Below are 18,022 nucleotides of genomic sequence, written 5' to 3' on the forward strand. Positions count from 1 at the left end.
GTGACACGTTCTGGAGCTGCGTCTTGAGTGAAGGTCGCCTGATCCAGTTCTCGGACGTGCATTTCGGGGTGGAGCACAGGCGCGCCTGCGCCGCTGCCCTGGAATACGCCCATGCGACGCCCAGCGACCTGATCCTGATCACCGGCGACGTGACGCAGAAGGGGCTGCCGGATGAATTCAGCGCCGCGGGCGACTGGATCCGGGCCATGCCGGAACCGCGCTTCGTCATCGTGGGCAATCACGACGTGCCCTATTACGGACTGCTCGACCGGCTGTTCTGGCCGTGGAAGGCTTTCGAGGCGGCGACGGGCCACCCGGCTCACGACGGCGAGTTCAAATCCGATCGGCTGATGGTGCGGGGCGTGACCACGGCGCGTGGCTGGCAGGCGCGACTGAACTGGTCAAAAGGGGTCATCGACCTGGATCAGACCCGGCGAGCAGCGACAGCCCTGCGTCAGGCGCCGGTGGGCGCCCTGCGTATTTTGGCCTGTCACCATCCCCTGATCGAGATGATCGGAACGCCCATGACCGGCGACGTCAAACGCGGCGATGCGGCTGCCCAGATTTTCGCCGAGGCGGGGGTCGATCTGATCATGACGGGCCACACCCATATTCCCTTCGCCCTGCCGATCGAGCTGTCGGACCGCTGTTCCTATGCCGTCGGCTGCGGAACCCTGTCGCATCGCGAGCGGGGTGCACCGCCCAGCTTCAACCAGGTGGACTGGACCTCGAAAGAGATCGTGGTCACGGCCATGGCCTGGACCGGCTCGATGTTCGAGCCCAGTCAGACCTGGCGCCTGCCCCGACGCCAGGACACCCGGCATCCCGAGACGGCCCCCGATCCGACCGCACCCGGCGAGAAGGAGAGGGCGGCGGTCTGACGCCCGTCCGGAAGGCCTCGCCGGAACTGCCTCAGCGCGAACGAAAAAGCCGCCGCCCTTTCGGACGACGGCCTTTGAATTTTTGCGTGACGACGACGCTAGATTCGCGTGCCGCGCCCGCGAAGCCCGCCTGCGACCAGAGAGATCACGAACAGGATGACGGCGATGACGGCGACGAACTTGGCGATTTCCATCGACATGCCGGCGATGCCGCCGAAACCGAGAACAGCCGCTACGATAGCGACGATGAAGAAGATAATGGCCCAGCGGATCATGACGATCTCCGAGTAAAGGGTTGAGACGAAAGCAACGATGACTTGAAGCTGCTGGTTCGCTGCTTCGTTAGAATGTCAACGCGTCTCAACCCTCGCTGTTCCCTGGCCTCACTGTTCCCTGGGCCGTCAATTCACCGGCGCCGCTTACCGTAGCCGCGGCTTTCCATGCGACGCTCCGTGATCATGCTGGCGGCGATCGCGGCCAGGGCCGGATTGCGCAGCAGGAAGAACAGCACGCCCAGACCGCCTGCGGCGCCGAGGATGGGCCGGTCCTTGATCAGGTGGACCGCCTTCTCGACTAGGGTCTCGGGCTCGTCGAACTCGTCCTCGTCATCGTGATCCGGGCCTGCGCCCAGGAAGATGACGGCGACCAGGCCGGTCACGGCGGCGAAGACCGCAAAGGTGATGGCGGCGGCTCCGAGGGCCGGCATCACCAGATCAAGCGCAAAGAACAGGGCCGCGCCAAGAGCGACGACCGCAACGGAGGCGCTGGCCGCGGCGACGAACGCGGCGACCAGCTTCTTTACCAGCCCCTTGCCGATCATCAGCGGCGACGACCCGCCAGCAGCAGACCGAGCACGACGCCGACGCCGAGGGCGATGGCGGTCGACTGGACCGGGCGTTCCTGCACCCGCTCGGTGATGTAGCGTTGGGCTTCATCGAACCGCTCGGAGGCGTCGTCGTAATACTCACGGCTGCGAACGCGAGCCTGGTCATAATAGCCACGCGCCTGTTCGCGCAGCTCCTCGGCCTTCTCGCGAGCGGCGGCTTCGCCCTGGCTGGCCTTGGCCGACAGACGGGCCTTGGCCTCGGCGGCCTTTTCCTTCAGGCGTTCGGTTTCCTCGCGGGCGCCGACCTTCAGGTCATCCTTCAGCGTCTTCAGGTCATTCTTGATGTCTTCTCGAGCCTTGGTCGTGGCCATGATCTGCGCTCCGGTGTCTAGCTTGACCGTAAATAGAGGTCCCCGCCCCTGAACGCCACACCCCGACGCTTGTTCCGGTCGCGGCTGATGCAATGCAACATGACGCAGGCTCATAGGGGGCATAAGACTGTGCCCATGACCGACTGGCTGTTTCCCCCCGCGCCCGCCCCGTCCCTGCCCATCGTCGGCGATACACGGCGGTTTCCCGTCCGGCGCATCCTGTGCGTGGGCCAGAACTACGCCGCCCATGCGCGCGAGATGGGCTCGGATCCGACGAAGTCGGCGCCCTTCTTCTTTTCCAAGCCGGGGGACGCCCTGGTCTCGGATGGCCTGGATCCCGCCTATCCGGGCATGACCGACAATCTGCACCACGAAGTCGAACTGGTCGCTGCGGTCGGACCGGGCGGAACGATCATCGGCTGGGCCGTCGGCGTCGATCTGACCCGCCGCGACATCCAGGCCGAAGCCAAGGCCAAGGGGCGTCCGTGGGATGCCGCCAAGGGGTTCGACCAGTCCGCCCCCTGCGGCGCCCTGACCCTGGGCGATCTGCCCGATCCGGCGGCCGTCATTTCGCTGAAGGTCAACGGCGAGGTCCGCCAGTCGGGAAGTCTGTCCGACATGATCCTGGACCCCGCCAGGGTCCTGGCGGCGGCAGGGGAGCTGTGGAGCCTGCAACCGGGCGACCTCATCTATACCGGCACGCCCGAGGGGGTCGGCCCCCTGGTGCGCGGCGACCGGGTCGAGGCCGATGTGGCGGGCCTGGCGTCTCTGACGTTCACGGTGCGATAGGCGGCGGCGATGATTCTGCATGGATACTGGCGCTCGGGCGCGGCCTATCGGGTTCGCATCGGCCTTGGGCTGAAAGGGATCGGCTTCAGCACCGTGCCGCACGACCTGCGGACGGGCGCCCAGAAGGCCGCTGACTATATGGCGCTCAATCCCCAGGGCATGGTCCCGGCGCTGGAGGTCGACGGCCAAGTCATCGTCCAGAGCGTGGCCATTCTCGAATGGCTGGAAGAGACCCATCCCCAGCCGCCGCTGCTGCCCGCCGACGCCTCGGATCGCGCCCAGGTCCGGGCCATGGTCGGGATCGTGGCCAGCGACATTCATCCCCTGAACAATCTGCGCGTGGTCCGGTCGTTGCGCGAGGACTATGGCCAGGACCAGTCGGGTGTCGACGCCTGGGCCGCGCGCTGGATGAGGCCGGGCTTTGACGCGTTGGAGGCGATGATCGCGCAGGTCGGCGGAGACTGGAGCTTCGGCGACAGGCCGGGACTGGCCGACTGCTGCCTGATTCCCCAGCTCTATTCGGCGCACCGCTATAATGTCGATCTGACGCCCTGGCCCCGGTTGCGGGCCATCGAAGCGCGCGCGGCTGAACATCCCGTATTCGTGGCCGCCCACCCGGATCTGCAGCCGGACGCCGACTGATTCCACTGGGTCTTTCGATCGACCGGCGGTCGCGGAGTAAGACTCTGTAAGCTTCCGGGTCAGCCTCCCTTAAACTTTAGGCGCCATGGTCGCGGCGTGCAGCCCTTCCACGCCTCATCGTCGAAAGGTCTCGGCCCCAAGGGTCAGGACCCGATCGGCAAACTCGCCCTTGCGGTGGTGACGGCGCCCGAGCGCGCGCAGCATTCGGTCATGAGCGCGCCGGCGGGCGCGCGCGAGGACGCGATGCGCACCCTGTTGCAGACCGGCGCCGACGCCGGGGTTCAGATCATCGCCACCCGGCCCGAGGCCGACACCGAACGTCTGCTGGGCCAGGCCTGGCCCTTCCCCTCTCCCTTCCGGGTTTCCGTTCGCACGGTGTCCGTTTCCGAGGGCGTGGACCGGGTCGAGGCGCGGGCGCGCCGTTCGCTGGAGCGGCTGGGCCTGCCGCGCGGCGACGTGCTTCTGGTGTCAAACGCCGCCGACCTGGCGGGGGCCGAGGGCCGCGCCCTGTGGGACCGGATCAAGGCGCTCAAGGATCGCGGCCTTTATCGCCGCATCGGCTTCTGCGCCACGATGGAGGATGGTCCCGCCCTGCTGGCGCGTCGCTTCCAGCCCGACGTGGTCCAGATGCCCTGCAATCTTCTGGATCAGCGCCCGGTTACCGAAGGCGTGCTGAATGAACTGGCTGGCCAGGGGGTCGAGGTCCACGTCTCGTCCGTCTTTGCGCGCGGACTTCTGTTCGCCAGCCGTGAGAGCCTGCCCCCGCATCTGGCCGCCCATGGCATGGCCCTGTCACGCGCCCGCAGGCGACTGGCCGAGGCGCGGGTCGATCCGATGCAGGCCGCTCTGGCCTTCGCCCTGGGCCTGCCGCCGGCCGCCGCCGTTATCGCCAGCGTGGCCTCGGCCGCCGAGTTGCGCGCGATCGTGGCCGCCGCCCACGCGCCCCGGCCAGACCTGGACTGGGAGGCGCTGGCGCTGGACGAACCTGCGGCCCTGGCCGTCGGTCCGCGTCTGTCCATCAGCAACGCGGCCTGACCGGGTCAAGCCAGCCTGTCGCAGAGCGGCAAAGCCTGTGCAGCGTCGGCAGACTTTGAGCCAGCGGGCTTGAGCCCATGGGCCTGATCCGTCACCCTGACGGCACGCATGAACGCCCCCCTTTCCCATCCCCCGACCGCCGCCCCCGACCTAGAGGGCGTCACGCCCGTCATGGCGCAATATCTGGCGGCCAAATCGGCCCAGCCCGACGCCATCGTCTTCTTCCGCATGGGCGATTTCTACGAGCTCTTCTTCCAGGACGCCGAGATCGCTTCGGGCCTGTTGGGCATCACCCTGACCAAGCGGGGCAAGCTCAGGGGCGAGGACATTCCCATGGCCGGGGTGCCGGTCCACGCCATGGACGGCTATCTGGCGCGACTGATCCGGGCCGGTCAGAGGGTCGCCATCTGCGACCAGATCGAGACCCCGGCCGAGGCCAAGAAACGCGGCTCCAAATCCATCGTGGCGCGCGACATCGTCCGCGTCGTCACCCCCGGCACCCTGACCGAGGACACGCTTCTGGATGCGCGCGGCGCCAACCGGCTGGCGGCGGTCGCGGTCCGCAAGGGCCGGGCGGCGGTTGCGGTGGTCGAACTGTCGGCCGGGGTGGTGGATTCGGTCGCCTGTGATCTGGCCGATCTGGCGGCGACGCTCGCAGCCTTTCGGCCCAGCGAGGTGCTGGTCACCGACAAGGCGTTTTCCGACGCCGATCTGAAGGCGGCCCTGGATGGCTCGGGCGGCATCGTTCAGGCCCTGGCGTCTGCCGTCGCCGAGCCCCAGGCTGCGCGCGGGCGGGTCGAGCGGCTGTACGGCGTCTCTTCGCTGGACGGTTTCGGCGCCTTCGAGGAGGCCGAGGTCTCGGCCCTGGGCCTGATGGCCGCCTATCTGGAGACGACGCAGGCGGGCCGTATCCCGGCCCTGACCCCGCCGCGCCGCTCGGGCGAGACGGGTTTCCTGGCCATCGACCCGGCGACCCGCCAGAGCCTGGAGATCGACCGCACCCAGAGGGGCGAGCGCGAGGGATCCCTGCTGGCCTGTATCGACCGGACGGTGACCTCGGGCGGCGCCCGGTCCCTGGCCGAGCGGATCGCCCGGCCTCTGCGCGACCCGGTCCTGATCAATGATGGACTGGACGCGGTCGAATGGCTGCTGGAGCGCCGCGACCTGAGGCGCGATCTGCGTGCCGGTCTGCGCGCCTCCGCCGATGTGGCGCGGGCCGTGTCGCGGCTGGCCCTGGGGCGCGGCGGGCCGAGGGATCTGGCCGCCATCCGTCAGGGGCTGACCATCGCCGAAGCCATCGCCGGCCTGTTCGTCGCCTCGCCCAATCCTCTGACCGCGCCGCCCGCCCGCATCCTGGGCTGTCTCGACCGCCTGACCCTGTCGCCCGAGCTGTCGCGGCTGATGCTGGACCTGGCCGAGGGGCTGATCGAGGAGCCGCCGCACTTGGCGCGCGACGGCGGCTTCGTCCGGCCCGGCCACCGGCCCGAACTGGATGCGGCCCGCACCCTGAGGGACGACAGCCGCCGGGTGGTTGCCGACCTGGAGGCCCGCGCCGTCGCTGACTCAGGCGTGCCGTTCAAGATCAAGCACAATGCGGTGCTGGGCTATTTCCTCGAGACCACGGCCAAACACGCCGAGCCCCTGTTCCGCGCCGGCCCCGAAAGCCCCTTCATCCACCGCCAGACCCTGGCCGCCCAGGTGCGGTTCACCACGGTCGAACTGTCCGAGTTGGACGCCAAGATCAGCCAGGCGGGTCACCGGGCCCTGGCCATGGAGGGCGAGATCTTCGAGGCGTGGCGCGGCCAGACGCAGAGCCTTGCTCATCCGCTTCAGGCGGTCGCCGACGCCCTGGCCGAACTGGACGCCACCGCCGCCCTGGCCGAATGGGCCGAGGAAGTGGGCGCCGTGCGGCCCGTGGTCGATTCCAGCCTGACCTTCGAGGTCCAGGCCGGTCGCCACCCCGTGGTCGAGGCGGCGGTGAAGAAGGCCGGCGACCCCTTCACCCCCAATGACTGCAAGCTGGACGGCGCGCCTCTGGCCGGGTCCGACTGTCCGCGTCTGTCCATCGTCACCGGGCCGAACATGGCCGGTAAGTCGACCTTCCTGCGCCAGAACGCGCTTCTGGTCGTGCTGGCCCAGGCAGGCAGTTTCGTGCCGGCCCGGTCGATGCGGCTGGGGAGCGTCGACCGCCTGTTCTCCAGAGTCGGCGCCGGCGACGACCTGGCGAGGGGCCGCTCCACCTTCATGATGGAGATGGTCGAGACCGCCGCCATCCTGACCCAGGCCACGCCGCAGAGCTTCATCGTGCTGGACGAGATCGGGCGCGGCACGGCGACCTATGACGGCCTGGCCATCGCCTGGGCCTGCGCCGAGGCTCTGCACGAGACCAACCGCGCCCGCACCCTGTTCGCCACCCATTATCACGAGCTGGCGCGGCTGGAGGAGCGGCTGGACCACGTCTCCAACCTGTCGATGAAGGCGCGGGAATGGAACGGCGAACTGGTCTTCCTGCATGAGGCCGGGCCGGGCGCGGCGGACCGGTCCTATGGGGTTCAGGTGGCCAAGCTGGCGGGGGTTCCGGCCTCGGTGGTGGCGCGCGCCCGCAGCGTTCTGGACCGGCTGGAAAGCGAGAAGGCGGCCAATGCGCGCCTCGACGACCTGCCGCTGTTCGCGGTGGCCGAGCCTGCGCCCGCGCCGATCTCGTCCGCCGTCGATGACGCGGTGGCCGCGCTGGATCCCGACGCTATGAGCCCGCGCGAGGCGCTGGAGGCGCTCTATCGGCTGAAGGCGCTGCGTTAGATTCACCGTCATCCTAGGCCTTGTGCCTAGGATCCAGACTCACCGTGGTCGCCGTCCGCGCTCCGTTTAAGACGGGGCGTTCAGATCGCGCCCCCAAGACCGCGCCCCATGAGCCTGCACCGGGCGCCTGGATCCTCGGGACAGGCCCGAGGATGACGGAAGTGCTTGAGGCTATGAACCCTAGGAGAACTCGGCTTCCAGGTCGGCCAGACGCGCGGCCTGGTCCTCGGCGATCAGGGCGTTCAGCAGGGGGTCGATGTCCCCCTCCATGATCTGCGGCAGGGAATGGAGCGTCAGGTTGATCCGGTGGTCGCTGACCCGGCCTTGCGGATAGTTGTAGGTGCGGATGCGCTCGGAGCGGTCGCCCGAGCCGACCTGGGACTTGCGCGTATCGGACCGGGCCAGATCCTTGGCCTGGCGCTGCATGTCGTACAGCCGCACGCGCAGGTTCTTCATCGCCTTGTCGCGGTTGACGTGCTGCGACTTCTCCGACGAGGTCACCATGATGCCGGTGGGCAGGTGGGTGATGCGGACGGCGGAATCCGTGGTGTTGACGTGCTGGCCGCCCGAGCCGGAGGCCCGGTAGGTGTCGATGCGGATGTCCTTGTCGTGGATCTCGATCTCGACGTCCTCGACCTCGGGCAGGACCGCGACCGTCGCCGCCGAGGTATGGATGCGCCCCTGAGACTCGGTCGCGGGCACACGCTGGACGCGGTGAACGCCGCTCTCGAATTTCAGCCGGCCAAAGACGCCGTCGCCGGTGACCGTAGCGATGATCTCCTTATAGCCCCCGGAATCGCCCTCGGTGGCTGAGTCCAGCTCGACCTTCCAGCCGCGGCCCGAGGCATAGCGGGAATACATGCGGAACAGGTCGCCGGCGAAGATGGCGGCCTCGTCCCCGCCGGTGCCTGCGCGGACTTCCAGCACGGCCGACGCGTTCTCGTCGGCGTCGCGCGGGGCCAGAAGCAGGGCCACGTCCCGCTCCATGTCCGGCAGACGGGCGTTGAGGGTTTCCAGTTCGTCGGCGGCCATGGCGGCCATCTCGGGATCCTCGGCCATGGCCTGAAGATCCTCGATCTCGGCGCGGGCGCGGGCCAGGGCCGAGACCCCGTCGGCGACCGGCTTCATCTCGGCGTATTCCTTGGACAGGCGGACGATTTCCTGGCCGTCGGTGGCCGCACCCATCCGCGCCTCCACCTGGTGGAAACGGTCGAGCACCTGATCGAGCCGGGCCTGGGGCAGTCGCAAGGGAAATATCGCCTGTTCACGGAAAGAGGCGCGTCTTTACGGCGCCCCGACCGCATAGAGAAGGGGCGGCGGGTTTGCTCAGAAACGCGACCGATCCGCCCGATGGCGAAAACTTGATGAGGTCTCACGTTCCCGTCAGGGGCGGTTACCAAGCCGGCTTTCACGGCTTAGGTGGCGGCCAAGACGTTCAGACCGGAGATCGCCCCATGTTCGACCGCCAGCCAGACGCCGCCCCCCAAACGGCCCAGACCGCATCGGAAAACACCCCGACCGCCCGTGAAAGCGCCCAGCGTCTGCGGGCCGCTTATGACCGTCTGCTGGATGCGCCCGATACGGTGCTGAGCGAGACAGAGGCTTCAGAACTGACGGCCATGGCGGGGATCTATGATCTTCAGACCGACCGGCCCCACGCCGAGACCTGGGCCGAGTTGCGCGCCGTTCTGACCAAGTCGGCCCCCCAGGAGGACGCCGAAGTCACCCCCGCAGAGGCGCTGGATCCCATGACTGTCCTGGTCGTCGAGGACGACCCCGAGACCGCAGCCGACCTGACCGAGGCCCTGACCGACGCCGGCCATAGCGTCGTCGGTCCCTTTCACATCGCCGAGGCGGCGGAGGCCGCGGCGGCCCTGCACCAGATCGACGTGGCCCTGCTGGACATCAACCTGTCGGGCGAGACCGACGGCGTGACCCTGGCGCGGTCGCTGAAGGACCGCTGGGGCCTGCCCATCCTGTTCCTGTCCGGAGATGTGACGGCGGCGGCGCGTCATGCCGACCTGGCCGAGGCCATGGTGCTGAAGCCCTATTCAGGGCGCGACGTGCTGGCCGCCCTGGCGCATTTTCAGGCCGGTCTTCGCCGCCAGCGCGGCTAGACGGGGGCGCGGCTAGGCAGAGGGCTCGGCGCAGCGCGGCGAGAAATACTCCCTCTGTCAGCTAGGATTTGTGGCTTTACCGGCGTTCTGCGCCATCGGACAACGTCGGCTCCACTTCCCGCAGAGCTTTCATGCACGATTTCCTGATCTTCCTGCTCGTCGGTTTCCTGGCCCAGTCGGTCGATGGCGCGCTGGGCATGGCCTACGGCGTGATATCCTCGACCGTGCTGTTGGCCTTTGGCGTTCCGCCCGCGACCGCCTCGGCCGCGGTCCATGCCGCCGAGGTCTTCACCACGGCCGCCTCGGCCGGATCCCATACGGTCAACAAGAACGTCAACTGGAAGCTGTTCGCGCCGCTGGTCGCCGGGGGCGTGGTCGGCGGGGTGCTGGGCGCCTTTGTCCTGACCAGCATCGACGGCGACATTCTGAAGCCCTGGATCACCGTCTATCTGTCGATCATGGGCCTGGTCATCATCTGGCGCGCCACCAAGAAGACGCGCGAACGGGCCTTCCCGATCAAGTTCTCGGGCCCCCTGGGTTTGGTCGGCGGCTTCTTCGACGCCATCGGCGGCGGCGGCTGGGGGCCCACCGTGACTACCACCATGGTCGGCTCGGGACAGGACCCGCGCATCTCCATCGGCACGACCAATACCGCCGAATTCTTCGTCACCGCCGCCATCTCGGCGACCTTCCTGACGGCCCTGCTGACCGGACACTGGGACCAGGCCGAGGGCATCACCAGTCATGCCAGCTCGATCGCCGGCTTGATCCTGGGCGGCCTGATCGCCGCGCCCTTCGCCGGCATCATCGCCCGCATCGCCCCGCGCCAGGTCCTGACCTATGGCGTCGGCGCGGTGGTTCTGCTCAGCGCCGGCTACCAGGCGCTGCGGCTGTTCGGGGTGCTGTAGGCGAAACGAAAAAGGCGGGACCGGCCTGCGCCGATCCCGCCCTATTTCGCTGTGTAGGCCAGGCCCCGCAGTTCTCGATCAGTCGGCCGCGCCGCTGGTTGCGGGAGCCAGTTCACGCGCCGCCGTATCGGCAGCGGCTTGTTCGGCCGGCGTCAGCAGACGCACGATCAGCGGATTAGGGGTGAGGTCGTTCATCGCCCCGGAGCTGGCGTCCACCACGCCGCCGATGATGCCGCCGACCAGCAAGTTGCCCGCCATGCCCGCGGCGCCGGCGCCGGCGACCTTCGTTTCGATCTCATGTTCCTGGGTGACGTAGCCGTCGAGCGACACCGAGACGCTGAAGGGGTTCTTGCGGCTGATCTTGAACTCGCAGGGCGTCGCGTCGCAGCGGAAACCGTTGGAGGTCTCGACGCGTGCGCCGACCGGAGTGCTTTCGACACGGAATTCCTGGCTGCTGCCACGCGTTACGGTCGCACAGGCGGACAGGGACAGAGCCGCACCGGCAAGCGCCAGAAGACGCACGCCGGTGCGCGTCGAAACATATGAGAACATGAAAGCCCCTGAAAAGGATAAGGTTCGCCCCCCGGCGAACCATGGTTTGTCTCGCATTGACCGCCGCGACAGTCAACGCGGTCTTTTTCTCAAGACAACCTATGCGGGGCGACCTAGAACCGAACCGAGCTTGACAATAAGCCATGTTCTCGGGGGATTTCATGAAGGTGATCATCGCCGGCTTTGCGGCCGCTTTCCTGCTGGTCGGATGCCAGTCGTCGACCGGCAGCGCCACGCTCACGGCTCTGCCCCAGGCGCTTCGCGCGGATGCGCGGGTGGTTACGATCGCCCTGCAGAACACACCCCAGGGAACGAGCAGCGCGTTCGAAACCGTTTTCGCCGAACGGGTGCAGTCGCGGTTGTCGGATTGTGCGGCGGGAACACGCGCCCTGAAACTGGAGGTCACGCTGGACGGCTGGAGCGCGGCCAATCCCGCCCTGGCCCTGTTCGCTCCGGCTCAGAGCCAGATCAGCGGCGTTGCTCGCCTGCTGGATGACAGCGGCGCGGTCGTCGGCGTCTACCGGATCAGGCGCTCGTTCACGATGGGCGGGGTCGGCGGCATGGTCATGGCCACGGGGGCGGAAACCCATATGAGCAATGCGTTCGGCGAGGAGCTTTGCAAACAGGCGTTCGAAAAGCCCTGAGCTGCAAACCCTGGTCTGAGCCGCAAACTCCGGCCTTTGACGAATGCCCCGGCCTGCGAAGCGTAACGGTCGCCCTACTCGGCGGCTTCCAGGGCGTCGGCCCGCGCCGCGTCCAGTTCCGCCGCCTTGGCCTCGACCAGCTCGACGATGTGTTCGACCATCGAGGGGTTGTCGAGCTTGTGGGCGATCTTGCCGTTCAGATAGACCATGCCCGATCCCTTGCCGCCGCCGGTGAAGCCGACATCGGTATAGAGGGCCTCGCCCGGACCGTTGACGACGCAGCCGATGATCGACAGCGACATGGCCGTCGAGATATGGGCCAGCCGTTCCTCCAGCACGCCCACCGTCTCGATGACGTTGAAGCCCTGGCGGGCGCAGGACGGGCAGGCGATGATGTTGACGCCCCGGTGGCGCAGGCCCAGCGACTTCAGGATGTCGAACCCGGCCTTGATCTCCTCGACCGGATCGGCGGCCAGGCTGACCCGGATGGTGTCGCCGATTCCGGACCACAGCATATTGCCCATGCCGATGGCCGACTTGATCGTGCCGGTGCGGAGCGGACCGGCTTCGGTGACGCCCAGGTGCAGGGGACAGTCGATGGCCTCGGCCAGCTGCTGATAGGCGGCGACCGTCAGGAAGGGGTCGGACGCCTTCACCGATATCTTGAACTCGTGGAAGTCGTGGTCCTGAAGGATGCGGGCGTGGTTCAGCGCGCTCTCGACCATGGCGTCGGGGCAGGGCTCGCCGTATTTTTCCAGCAGTTCCTTTTCCAGAGACCCGGCGTTGACGCCGATCCGCATCGAACAGCCGTGGTCCTTGGCGGCCTGAACCACGTCGCGGACCCTCTGGGGATTGCCGATATTGCCGGGATTGATGCGCAGGCAGGCGGCGCCCGCCTGGGCCGCCTCGATGCCGCGCTTGTAGTGGAAATGGATGTCGGCGACCAAGGGGACCTTGGCGGCCCTGGCGATGGTCTTGAAGGCCGCCGTCGAGTCTTCGTCGGGACAGGAGACGCGCACGATGTCGGCGCCGGCCTCTTCCAATTCGCGGATCTGACCGATGGTCGCATTGGCGTCCGAGGTCAGGGTGTTGGTCATCGACTGGACCGTGATCGGCGCATCCCCGCCCACCGGCACATTGCCCACCATGATCTGGCGGCTCTTGCGGCGCTCGATGTGGCGCCAGGGTCGGATGTGGGAATGGTCGCTCATGTCGGACGCAAGATAGGCGCTTCCGAGCGTCCTGAGTAGGGCGAAGCGAACAGGGACTGGGGCGGGTGCGGCTGAGACGCTTGCCCACCCCGAATACCGTCTGTCCGACTACTGCGTCTGAACCGCCGTGTTGAACTGTTGCCCGGTCTGATAGGCGGCCTGGCTGGCGGCGGCCTGAGCCGCGTCGGCCTGAGCCGCCAACTGGGCTGCTGTGGTCCGGGCCAGGGCCTGGGCGCGCGTATTGAGCTGGTTCAGCGGTGTCAGAACGCCGCCCAGGGCGCCGCTGTGCTCGCCGTTCAGATAGACGTCGAAAGCCGTGGGGTCCGACACGTCCACGGTGGCGGCCACGTCGGCCGGGGCGCGCCAGCTTTCGCCTGCGGCCAGCTGGCGGGCGAACAGGACGCGTCCGTCGGACATCCGCACCACCAGGGCCGCAGCCTTCTTGGCCTGAAGCACGACCTGCGAGGCGGTCGCCGAGGCGCCATAGATGGCGCCGCGCGGGTTGAAGGCCGCCTGAACGGGCGAGGCGGCAGCGGCAGCGGCAGCCGCCGCCACAGACGCGGGATCAGTGGGATCGACGCCGGTCAGCTGGGCCTCGAGACCTGGCGTGATGTAGAGGGCGGGTGTCGTCTGATCTGCAGGGGCCGAACGCGGCGCGCCGATCATGACCAGGCCTTCCTGACCCGGCACGGCGCCCAGGGACCAGCTTTCAGGCACTTCGGCGATGTCGGACGGGGCGGCGGCGTGGATCAGGCTGACGCGCTGGAACACGTTCCAGCCGACGACGGCCAGGGCGACCATGGCGATGGCGCCGACGATGCGGGGCGAATAGCGACGGACCTCCTCGAAGGCCACGCCGACGGGCGCCTGAAGCGGCACCGAGGCGTCGGGGCTGTCGCGCTTGAACCGTTCCACGGCCAGCTGTTCGTCGATGCCCAGGGCGCTGGCATAGGCGCGGACATAGCCGATGGAGAAGACGCGCGAGGGCAGGGCGGAAAAGTCGCCTTCCTCCAGCGCGATCAGATAGCGGGTGTGGACGCGGGTCTCGACCGACAGTTCGGCCATGGACTTGCCGGAAGCTTCGCGGACCATGCGCAGTCCGGCGCCCAGAGTCGCGGCATCGTCGATGGAGGGCATGGGGTCCTTCCAGTCCGGATGCGAACGAAACTCGTCGGGGACAGTCCCCGTATCCAGCGCCATGACGCCTGACCCCACACTCGGCGCGCCGAATTCCGGAACTGCGAAATTCTGGGCGCTTGCCGTACTCGACCAACCGGGAAACGATATCACGTTGAGATCGCGACCCTGGCTTCCCCCCGGAAGCCCATCGTCCTGCTGCTGTGGATAAACCATTAATGCCGCCCCATCAACGTCTTGTTATGGACGCGCGGTTCGCTCGGATGGGGTGTTTTTCCCCTCAGGAGGGTTGAGTTCCGCCCCTGTCCCGGCGTGAGACGCGTCAGACGGCGACGTTCAACTTCCGGGCCAGACTTTCGATCTCGTTTCGGATCGACCCAGCCGAGCTGGCTAGCAGGCTGGTCATGCTTCGGCGAGCGGCGCCCAGGTCGGCCGACAGGATCATGCGCTTGACCGGACCCACCCCGGCTGCCGGGGCCGACAGCTGGGTGTAGCCCAGGGAGATCAGGGCGAAGGCTTCCAGCGGCCGCCCCGCCAGTTCGCCACAGACCGAGACCGGCGTGCCCGTCTCCTCGCAGGCCGTCTGGATGGCCTGGAGCGCGCGCAGGGTCGGCGGCGACAGGGGGTCGTAGCGGTCCGAGACCAGCGGGTTGGTCCGGTCGGCGGCGTACATGTACTGGAACAGGTCGTTGGTGCCGATCGAGACGAAGTCGGTCAGCGGCAGCAGGGCGTCCAGATGCCACAACAGGCTGGGGCATTCGATCATGGCCCCGACCCGCAGCCGCGCGGGCAGGGCGCGGCCGCGACGCCGGGCCCATTCGCATTCGACATCGACCAGTTCGCGCGCGGCGCGGAACTCGTCCACCGTGGCGATCATCGGGAACATGACGCGCAGCTCGCGCCCGGCGGCGGCGGACAGCAGGGCGCGCAACTGCAGTCGCAACAGGGAAGGCCGATCCAGGCCCAGGCGAACGGCGCGGCGGCCCAGGGCCGGATTCTCCTCGCGCTCGGTGGTCTCCATGTAGGGCAGGACCTTGTCGCCGCCGATGTCCAGGGTGCGGAAGGTGACCGGCCGGTCGCCCGCCGCGTCCAGCACCAGCTTGTACAGCGCCGTCTGCGAGTTCAGGCGCGGCAGTTCCTCGGACACCATGAACTGGAACTCGGTGCGGAACAGGCCGATGCCCTCGGCGCCCGTGGTGTCCAGGTTCTCCAGATCCACGGCCAGGCCGGCGTTGGTCAGAAGCGTGATCCGCTGGCCGTCGGCGGTGACGGCGGGCACGTCGCGCAGCTTGGCGAACTCGGCCTGCTGCTGGCTGCGGACGGCCATGCGCGACTGGGCCGAATCCAGCATGTCGCCGCGCGGCCGCAGATAGGCCTCGCCGGATTCGCCGTCGACGATGACGATATCGCCTTCGCTGAGCCGGTCGCGCAGCCCCATCAGGCGCCCGACGCACGGAATGCCAAAGGCCCGCGCCACGATGGCGGCGTGGCTGGCGGCCGAGCCTTCTTCCAGCAAGAGGCCCTTCAGCTTGTCGCGCGGATATTCCAGCAGGTCGGCCGGCCCCAGGTTGCGCGCCACCAGGATGGCGTCGTCGGGCAGTTCACGCTCGCCCGGCTTGTGCCCGGCCAGCACCCTCAGCAGCCGGTTGGCCAGGTCCTCGAAGTCGTGCAGCCGTTCGCGGATATAGGGGTCGCGCGCCTGGGCGAAGCGGGCGCGGTGTTCGTTGCGCACCCGGTCGACCGCCGCATCCGCCGTCAGCCCGCCGCGCACCGCCTCCAGCAGCGAGCGGTTCCAGCCCCGGTCGTCGGCGAACATCCGATAGGTTTCCAGGACCTCGAACGACTGGCCGACCAGCTTGCCCTTGGAGCGGTCCAGCATGGCGTCGATGCCGGCCTTCAGCTCGGCCAGGGCCAGGTTCAGGCGGATTTCCTCTGCCGCCGCGTCGGTGGACAAGAGCCGTTCGGGGGCCAGGGGCGCCTCGTGCAGGACGACGTGGCCGAACGCCAGACCTTCGGCGAACTTCTGGCCCTTCAGCCGCTCGGGCCGGTGGGGCGCCACCTCGACGTCGCGCAGCTCGTCCTGGGCCAGCAGCTCGCCCGAGGCCACCGTCTCGGCCAGGACCATGGCGATGGTCTGGATGTCCTCGACCTCGTCGGGGTCATAGCGCCGCTCGGCCCGGTTCTGCACGACCAGCACGCCGATGGCTCGCCCGCCGCGCAGCAGGGGCGCGCCCAGAAAGGCGTGATACGGGTCTTCGCCGGTCTCGGGGCGATAGGCGAACGAGGGGTGGGACGGGGCGTCGGACAGGCTGATCGGCTCGGCCATCCGCGCCACCTCGCCGACCAGGCCCTCGCCGGGCCGCAGGCGGGTATTGTGCACGGCCTCGACGTTCAGGCCGTGGGTGGCGAACAGCTCCAGTTCGCCAGAGCCGCGCCGCAGATAGATGGAACAGACCTCGGCGACCATGGACTGGGCGATGGTGCGCACCACCCGGTCCAGCCGCTCCTGAGCCGGCGCAGCGCCCGCGCCCGCACCGGCCATGGCCTCGCGGATCTGGCGCAGGAGGTTGCGCGGCCCCCTCGTCGTCAATCCGCCGCCTACCGGCATCCCGCCTCCCGTGTTGCGTTCCCCAGATAGGAGACGCGCGTCGGGTTACCTATAGCGCGGATGGGGAAGATGGCGAATGAACCCTCATGCCCGGATTTTGGTGACCTAAAGCGCGTCCAGCTCATAGGCCGCGTGCAGGGCGCGGACGGCCAGTTCGGAATAGGCGTCCTCGATCAGCACGCTGATCTTGATCTCCGAGGTCGAGATCGCCTGGAACTTGACGCCCTTGTCGGCCAGGGCCTGGAACATGGTCTGGGCCACGCCGGCGTGGCTGCGCATGCCCACGCCGATGACCGACACCTTGGCCACGTCGGCGTCGACGCGGATTTCCTCAAAGCCGATCTCAGCCTGCGCGGCGCGCATCAGCTCCTCGGCGCGGACGGCGTCGCGGCGGCCCGTGGTGAAGGTCAGGTTGACGGCCCCCTCGGTGCGGGCCTGGGACTGAACGATCATGTCGACGTTGACGTTGGCCTCGGCCAGGCGGGTGAAGACGTCGGCGGGGGCGTCGGTGCGGTCCGCCAGACCCAGCAGGGTGATGCGCGCCTCGTCTCGGCTGACGGTGACGCCCGATACGATGCGCTTTTCCACGATGTCTTCCTCGTCACAGATCAGGGTGCCGGCGTTGGCCGGAAGGTTTCCGTCTTCATCGGGCTCGATGAAGCTCGACAGGACCCGCAGGGGCACCTGTTTGGCCATGGCCAGTTCAACCGAGCGGGTCTGAAGCACCTTGGCGCCCAGGGACGCCATCTCCAGCATCTCTTCATAGGAGACCCGGTTCAGCTTGGTGGCCTTCTTCTCGATGCGCGGGTCGGTCGTATAGACGCCGTCCACGTCGGTGTAGATGTCGCACGGACAGTTCAGCGCCGCCGCCACCGCCACCGCCGAGGTGTCGGAACCGCCCCGGCCCAGGGTGGTGATGCGACCGCCGGTGGTGACGCCCTGGAAGCCGGGGACGACGGCGATCTCGCCCAGGTCCATGGCGGCGCCCAGCACCTCGCCCGGCACGTCCTCGATGCGGGCGCGGCCGTGGGCGTCGTCGGTGATGATGGGAATCTGCCAGCCCATCCACGTGCGGGCGTTATGGCCCATGTTGCGCAGGGTCAGGGCCAGAAGGCCGGCCGTCACCTGCTCGCCCGAGGCGACCACGACGTCGTATTCATCGTCCGACAGCGGCAGGCCGGCGGCGGCGGGGCCCGCGCCGTCGGTCCAGGCGACCAGCTCGTTGGTCTTGCCGGCCATGGCCGAAACGACCACGGCGACCTGTTTGCCCGACTTGACCTCGGCGGCGACGATGCGCGCGGCGCGGCGGATGCGTTCGAGGTCACCCATGGAGGTGCCGCCGAACTTCATGACCAAGCGGGTGGTGTCAGGTGTCGTCATCTCGAGCGGGTGGCTCCGGTGTATCAGGACGAGGGGCTTCTAGCGGCCCGGGCGGGGGATCACAACGCAGCTCTGCTTTCACAGACCTGCGGACGCCGACAGGCCTGCTATCGGGGCCGGCG

At 68.2% G+C, this 18,022-nt stretch carries 17 protein-coding genes; 8 read left to right on the forward strand and 9 right to left on the reverse strand.

The features are described 5' to 3' along the window. Window positions 1–23 precede the first annotated feature (23 nt). A complete protein-coding gene (locus ACO05L_RS01470) occupies window positions 24–881 on the forward strand; it encodes a metallophosphoesterase family protein (protein ID WP_421730411.1) in 858 nt (285 codons plus the stop codon). Between the two features lie 98 nt (window positions 882–979). On the opposite strand, the gene ACO05L_RS01475 is transcribed toward ACO05L_RS01470, so the two are convergent. The 3 genes from ACO05L_RS01475 to ACO05L_RS01485 form a co-directional block, all read right to left on the reverse strand. Beyond that, entirely contained in the window at window positions 980–1,156 is a 177-nt protein-coding gene (locus ACO05L_RS01475) for a DUF1328 domain-containing protein (RefSeq protein WP_421730412.1), read from the reverse strand. Window positions 1,157–1,287: 131 nt separating this feature from the next. Then, a complete protein-coding gene (locus ACO05L_RS01480) occupies window positions 1,288–1,701 on the reverse strand; it encodes a hypothetical protein (protein ID WP_421730413.1) in 414 nt (137 codons plus the stop codon). Then, entirely contained in the window at window positions 1,701–2,078 is a 378-nt protein-coding gene (locus ACO05L_RS01485; protein ID WP_421730414.1) for a glycine zipper domain-containing protein, read from the reverse strand. Before ACO05L_RS01485 ends, ACO05L_RS01480 begins: the two co-directional genes overlap by 1 nt. Window positions 2,079–2,213: 135 nt before the next feature. Here ACO05L_RS01485 and ACO05L_RS01490 point away from each other — a divergent pair, with 135 nt between their 5' ends. The 4 genes from ACO05L_RS01490 (at window position 2,214) to mutS (ending at window position 7,343) form a co-directional block, all read left to right on the forward strand. Then, window positions 2,214–2,867 carry a fumarylacetoacetate hydrolase family protein gene (locus ACO05L_RS01490; protein WP_421730415.1) on the forward strand — a complete coding sequence of 218 codons (654 nt, stop codon included), beginning with the start codon at window positions 2,214–2,216 and terminating at the stop codon, window positions 2,865–2,867. A 9-nt stretch (window positions 2,868–2,876) separates the two neighbouring features. Further along, window positions 2,877–3,509: a maleylacetoacetate isomerase gene (gene maiA / locus ACO05L_RS01495; protein ID WP_421730416.1), complete on the forward strand. Its 633-nt coding sequence runs from the start codon at window positions 2,877–2,879 to the stop codon at window positions 3,507–3,509. Window positions 3,510–3,605: 96 nt separating this feature from the next. After that, window positions 3,606–4,544 (forward strand): aldo/keto reductase, encoded by a 939-nt coding sequence (locus tag ACO05L_RS01500; RefSeq protein ID WP_421730417.1) that lies wholly within the window; start codon window positions 3,606–3,608, stop codon window positions 4,542–4,544. A gap of 108 nt (window positions 4,545–4,652) precedes the next feature. After that, window positions 4,653–7,343 carry a DNA mismatch repair protein MutS gene (mutS, locus tag ACO05L_RS01505; RefSeq protein WP_421730418.1) on the forward strand — a complete coding sequence of 897 codons (2,691 nt, stop codon included), beginning with the start codon at window positions 4,653–4,655 and terminating at the stop codon, window positions 7,341–7,343. 180 nt (window positions 7,344–7,523) lie between these two features. On the opposite strand, the gene prfA is transcribed toward mutS, so the two are convergent. Next, window positions 7,524–8,591 (reverse strand): peptide chain release factor 1, encoded by a 1,068-nt coding sequence (gene prfA / locus ACO05L_RS01510; protein ID WP_421730419.1) that lies wholly within the window; start codon window positions 8,589–8,591, stop codon window positions 7,524–7,526. A 206-nt stretch (window positions 8,592–8,797) separates the two neighbouring features. Between prfA and ACO05L_RS01515 the strand changes: the two genes are divergently transcribed. Together ACO05L_RS01515 and ACO05L_RS01520 are read left to right on the forward strand one after the other, a co-directional pair. Continuing rightward, window positions 8,798–9,460: a response regulator gene (locus ACO05L_RS01515; protein ID WP_421730420.1), complete on the forward strand. Its 663-nt coding sequence runs from the start codon at window positions 8,798–8,800 to the stop codon at window positions 9,458–9,460. A 131-nt stretch (window positions 9,461–9,591) separates the two neighbouring features. Continuing rightward, complete coding sequence (locus ACO05L_RS01520; protein ID WP_421730421.1) at window positions 9,592–10,368, forward strand: sulfite exporter TauE/SafE family protein; 777 nt, start codon at window positions 9,592–9,594, stop codon at window positions 10,366–10,368. A 78-nt stretch (window positions 10,369–10,446) separates the two neighbouring features. On the opposite strand, the gene ACO05L_RS01525 is transcribed toward ACO05L_RS01520, so the two are convergent. Beyond that, on the reverse strand, window positions 10,447–10,920 hold the full coding sequence (locus ACO05L_RS01525; protein WP_421730422.1) for a PEGA domain-containing protein: 474 nt from the start codon (window positions 10,918–10,920) through the stop codon (window positions 10,447–10,449). A 161-nt stretch (window positions 10,921–11,081) separates the two neighbouring features. Here ACO05L_RS01525 and ACO05L_RS01530 point away from each other — a divergent pair, with 161 nt between their 5' ends. Further along, window positions 11,082–11,564, forward strand: a complete 483-nt coding sequence (locus ACO05L_RS01530; RefSeq protein WP_421730423.1) for a hypothetical protein — start codon at window positions 11,082–11,084, stop codon at window positions 11,562–11,564. 74 nt (window positions 11,565–11,638) lie between these two features. Here the strand turns inward: ACO05L_RS01530 and ispG are convergent, their stop codons facing one another. The 4 genes from ispG to ACO05L_RS01550 form a co-directional block, all read right to left on the reverse strand. Continuing rightward, window positions 11,639–12,775 (reverse strand): flavodoxin-dependent (E)-4-hydroxy-3-methylbut-2-enyl-diphosphate synthase, encoded by a 1,137-nt coding sequence (gene ispG / locus ACO05L_RS01535; RefSeq protein WP_421730424.1) that lies wholly within the window; start codon window positions 12,773–12,775, stop codon window positions 11,639–11,641. Window positions 12,776–12,883: 108 nt separating this feature from the next. After that, on the reverse strand, window positions 12,884–13,912 hold the full coding sequence (locus tag ACO05L_RS01540; protein WP_421730425.1) for a RodZ domain-containing protein: 1,029 nt from the start codon (window positions 13,910–13,912) through the stop codon (window positions 12,884–12,886). A 322-nt stretch (window positions 13,913–14,234) separates the two neighbouring features. Continuing rightward, window positions 14,235–16,520 carry a phosphoenolpyruvate--protein phosphotransferase gene (gene ptsP, locus ACO05L_RS01545; RefSeq protein WP_421730426.1) on the reverse strand — a complete coding sequence of 762 codons (2,286 nt, stop codon included), beginning with the start codon at window positions 16,518–16,520 and terminating at the stop codon, window positions 14,235–14,237. A gap of 105 nt (window positions 16,521–16,625) precedes the next feature. Next, window positions 16,626–17,900: an aspartate kinase gene (locus ACO05L_RS01550; protein ID WP_421730427.1), complete on the reverse strand. Its 1,275-nt coding sequence runs from the start codon at window positions 17,898–17,900 to the stop codon at window positions 16,626–16,628. Window positions 17,901–18,022: the final 122 nt, after the last annotated feature.

Origin of the sequence: Brevundimonas sp. (genome assembly GCF_965227765.1) — a bacterium.
Lineage (GTDB): Bacteria > Pseudomonadota > Alphaproteobacteria > Caulobacterales > Caulobacteraceae > Brevundimonas.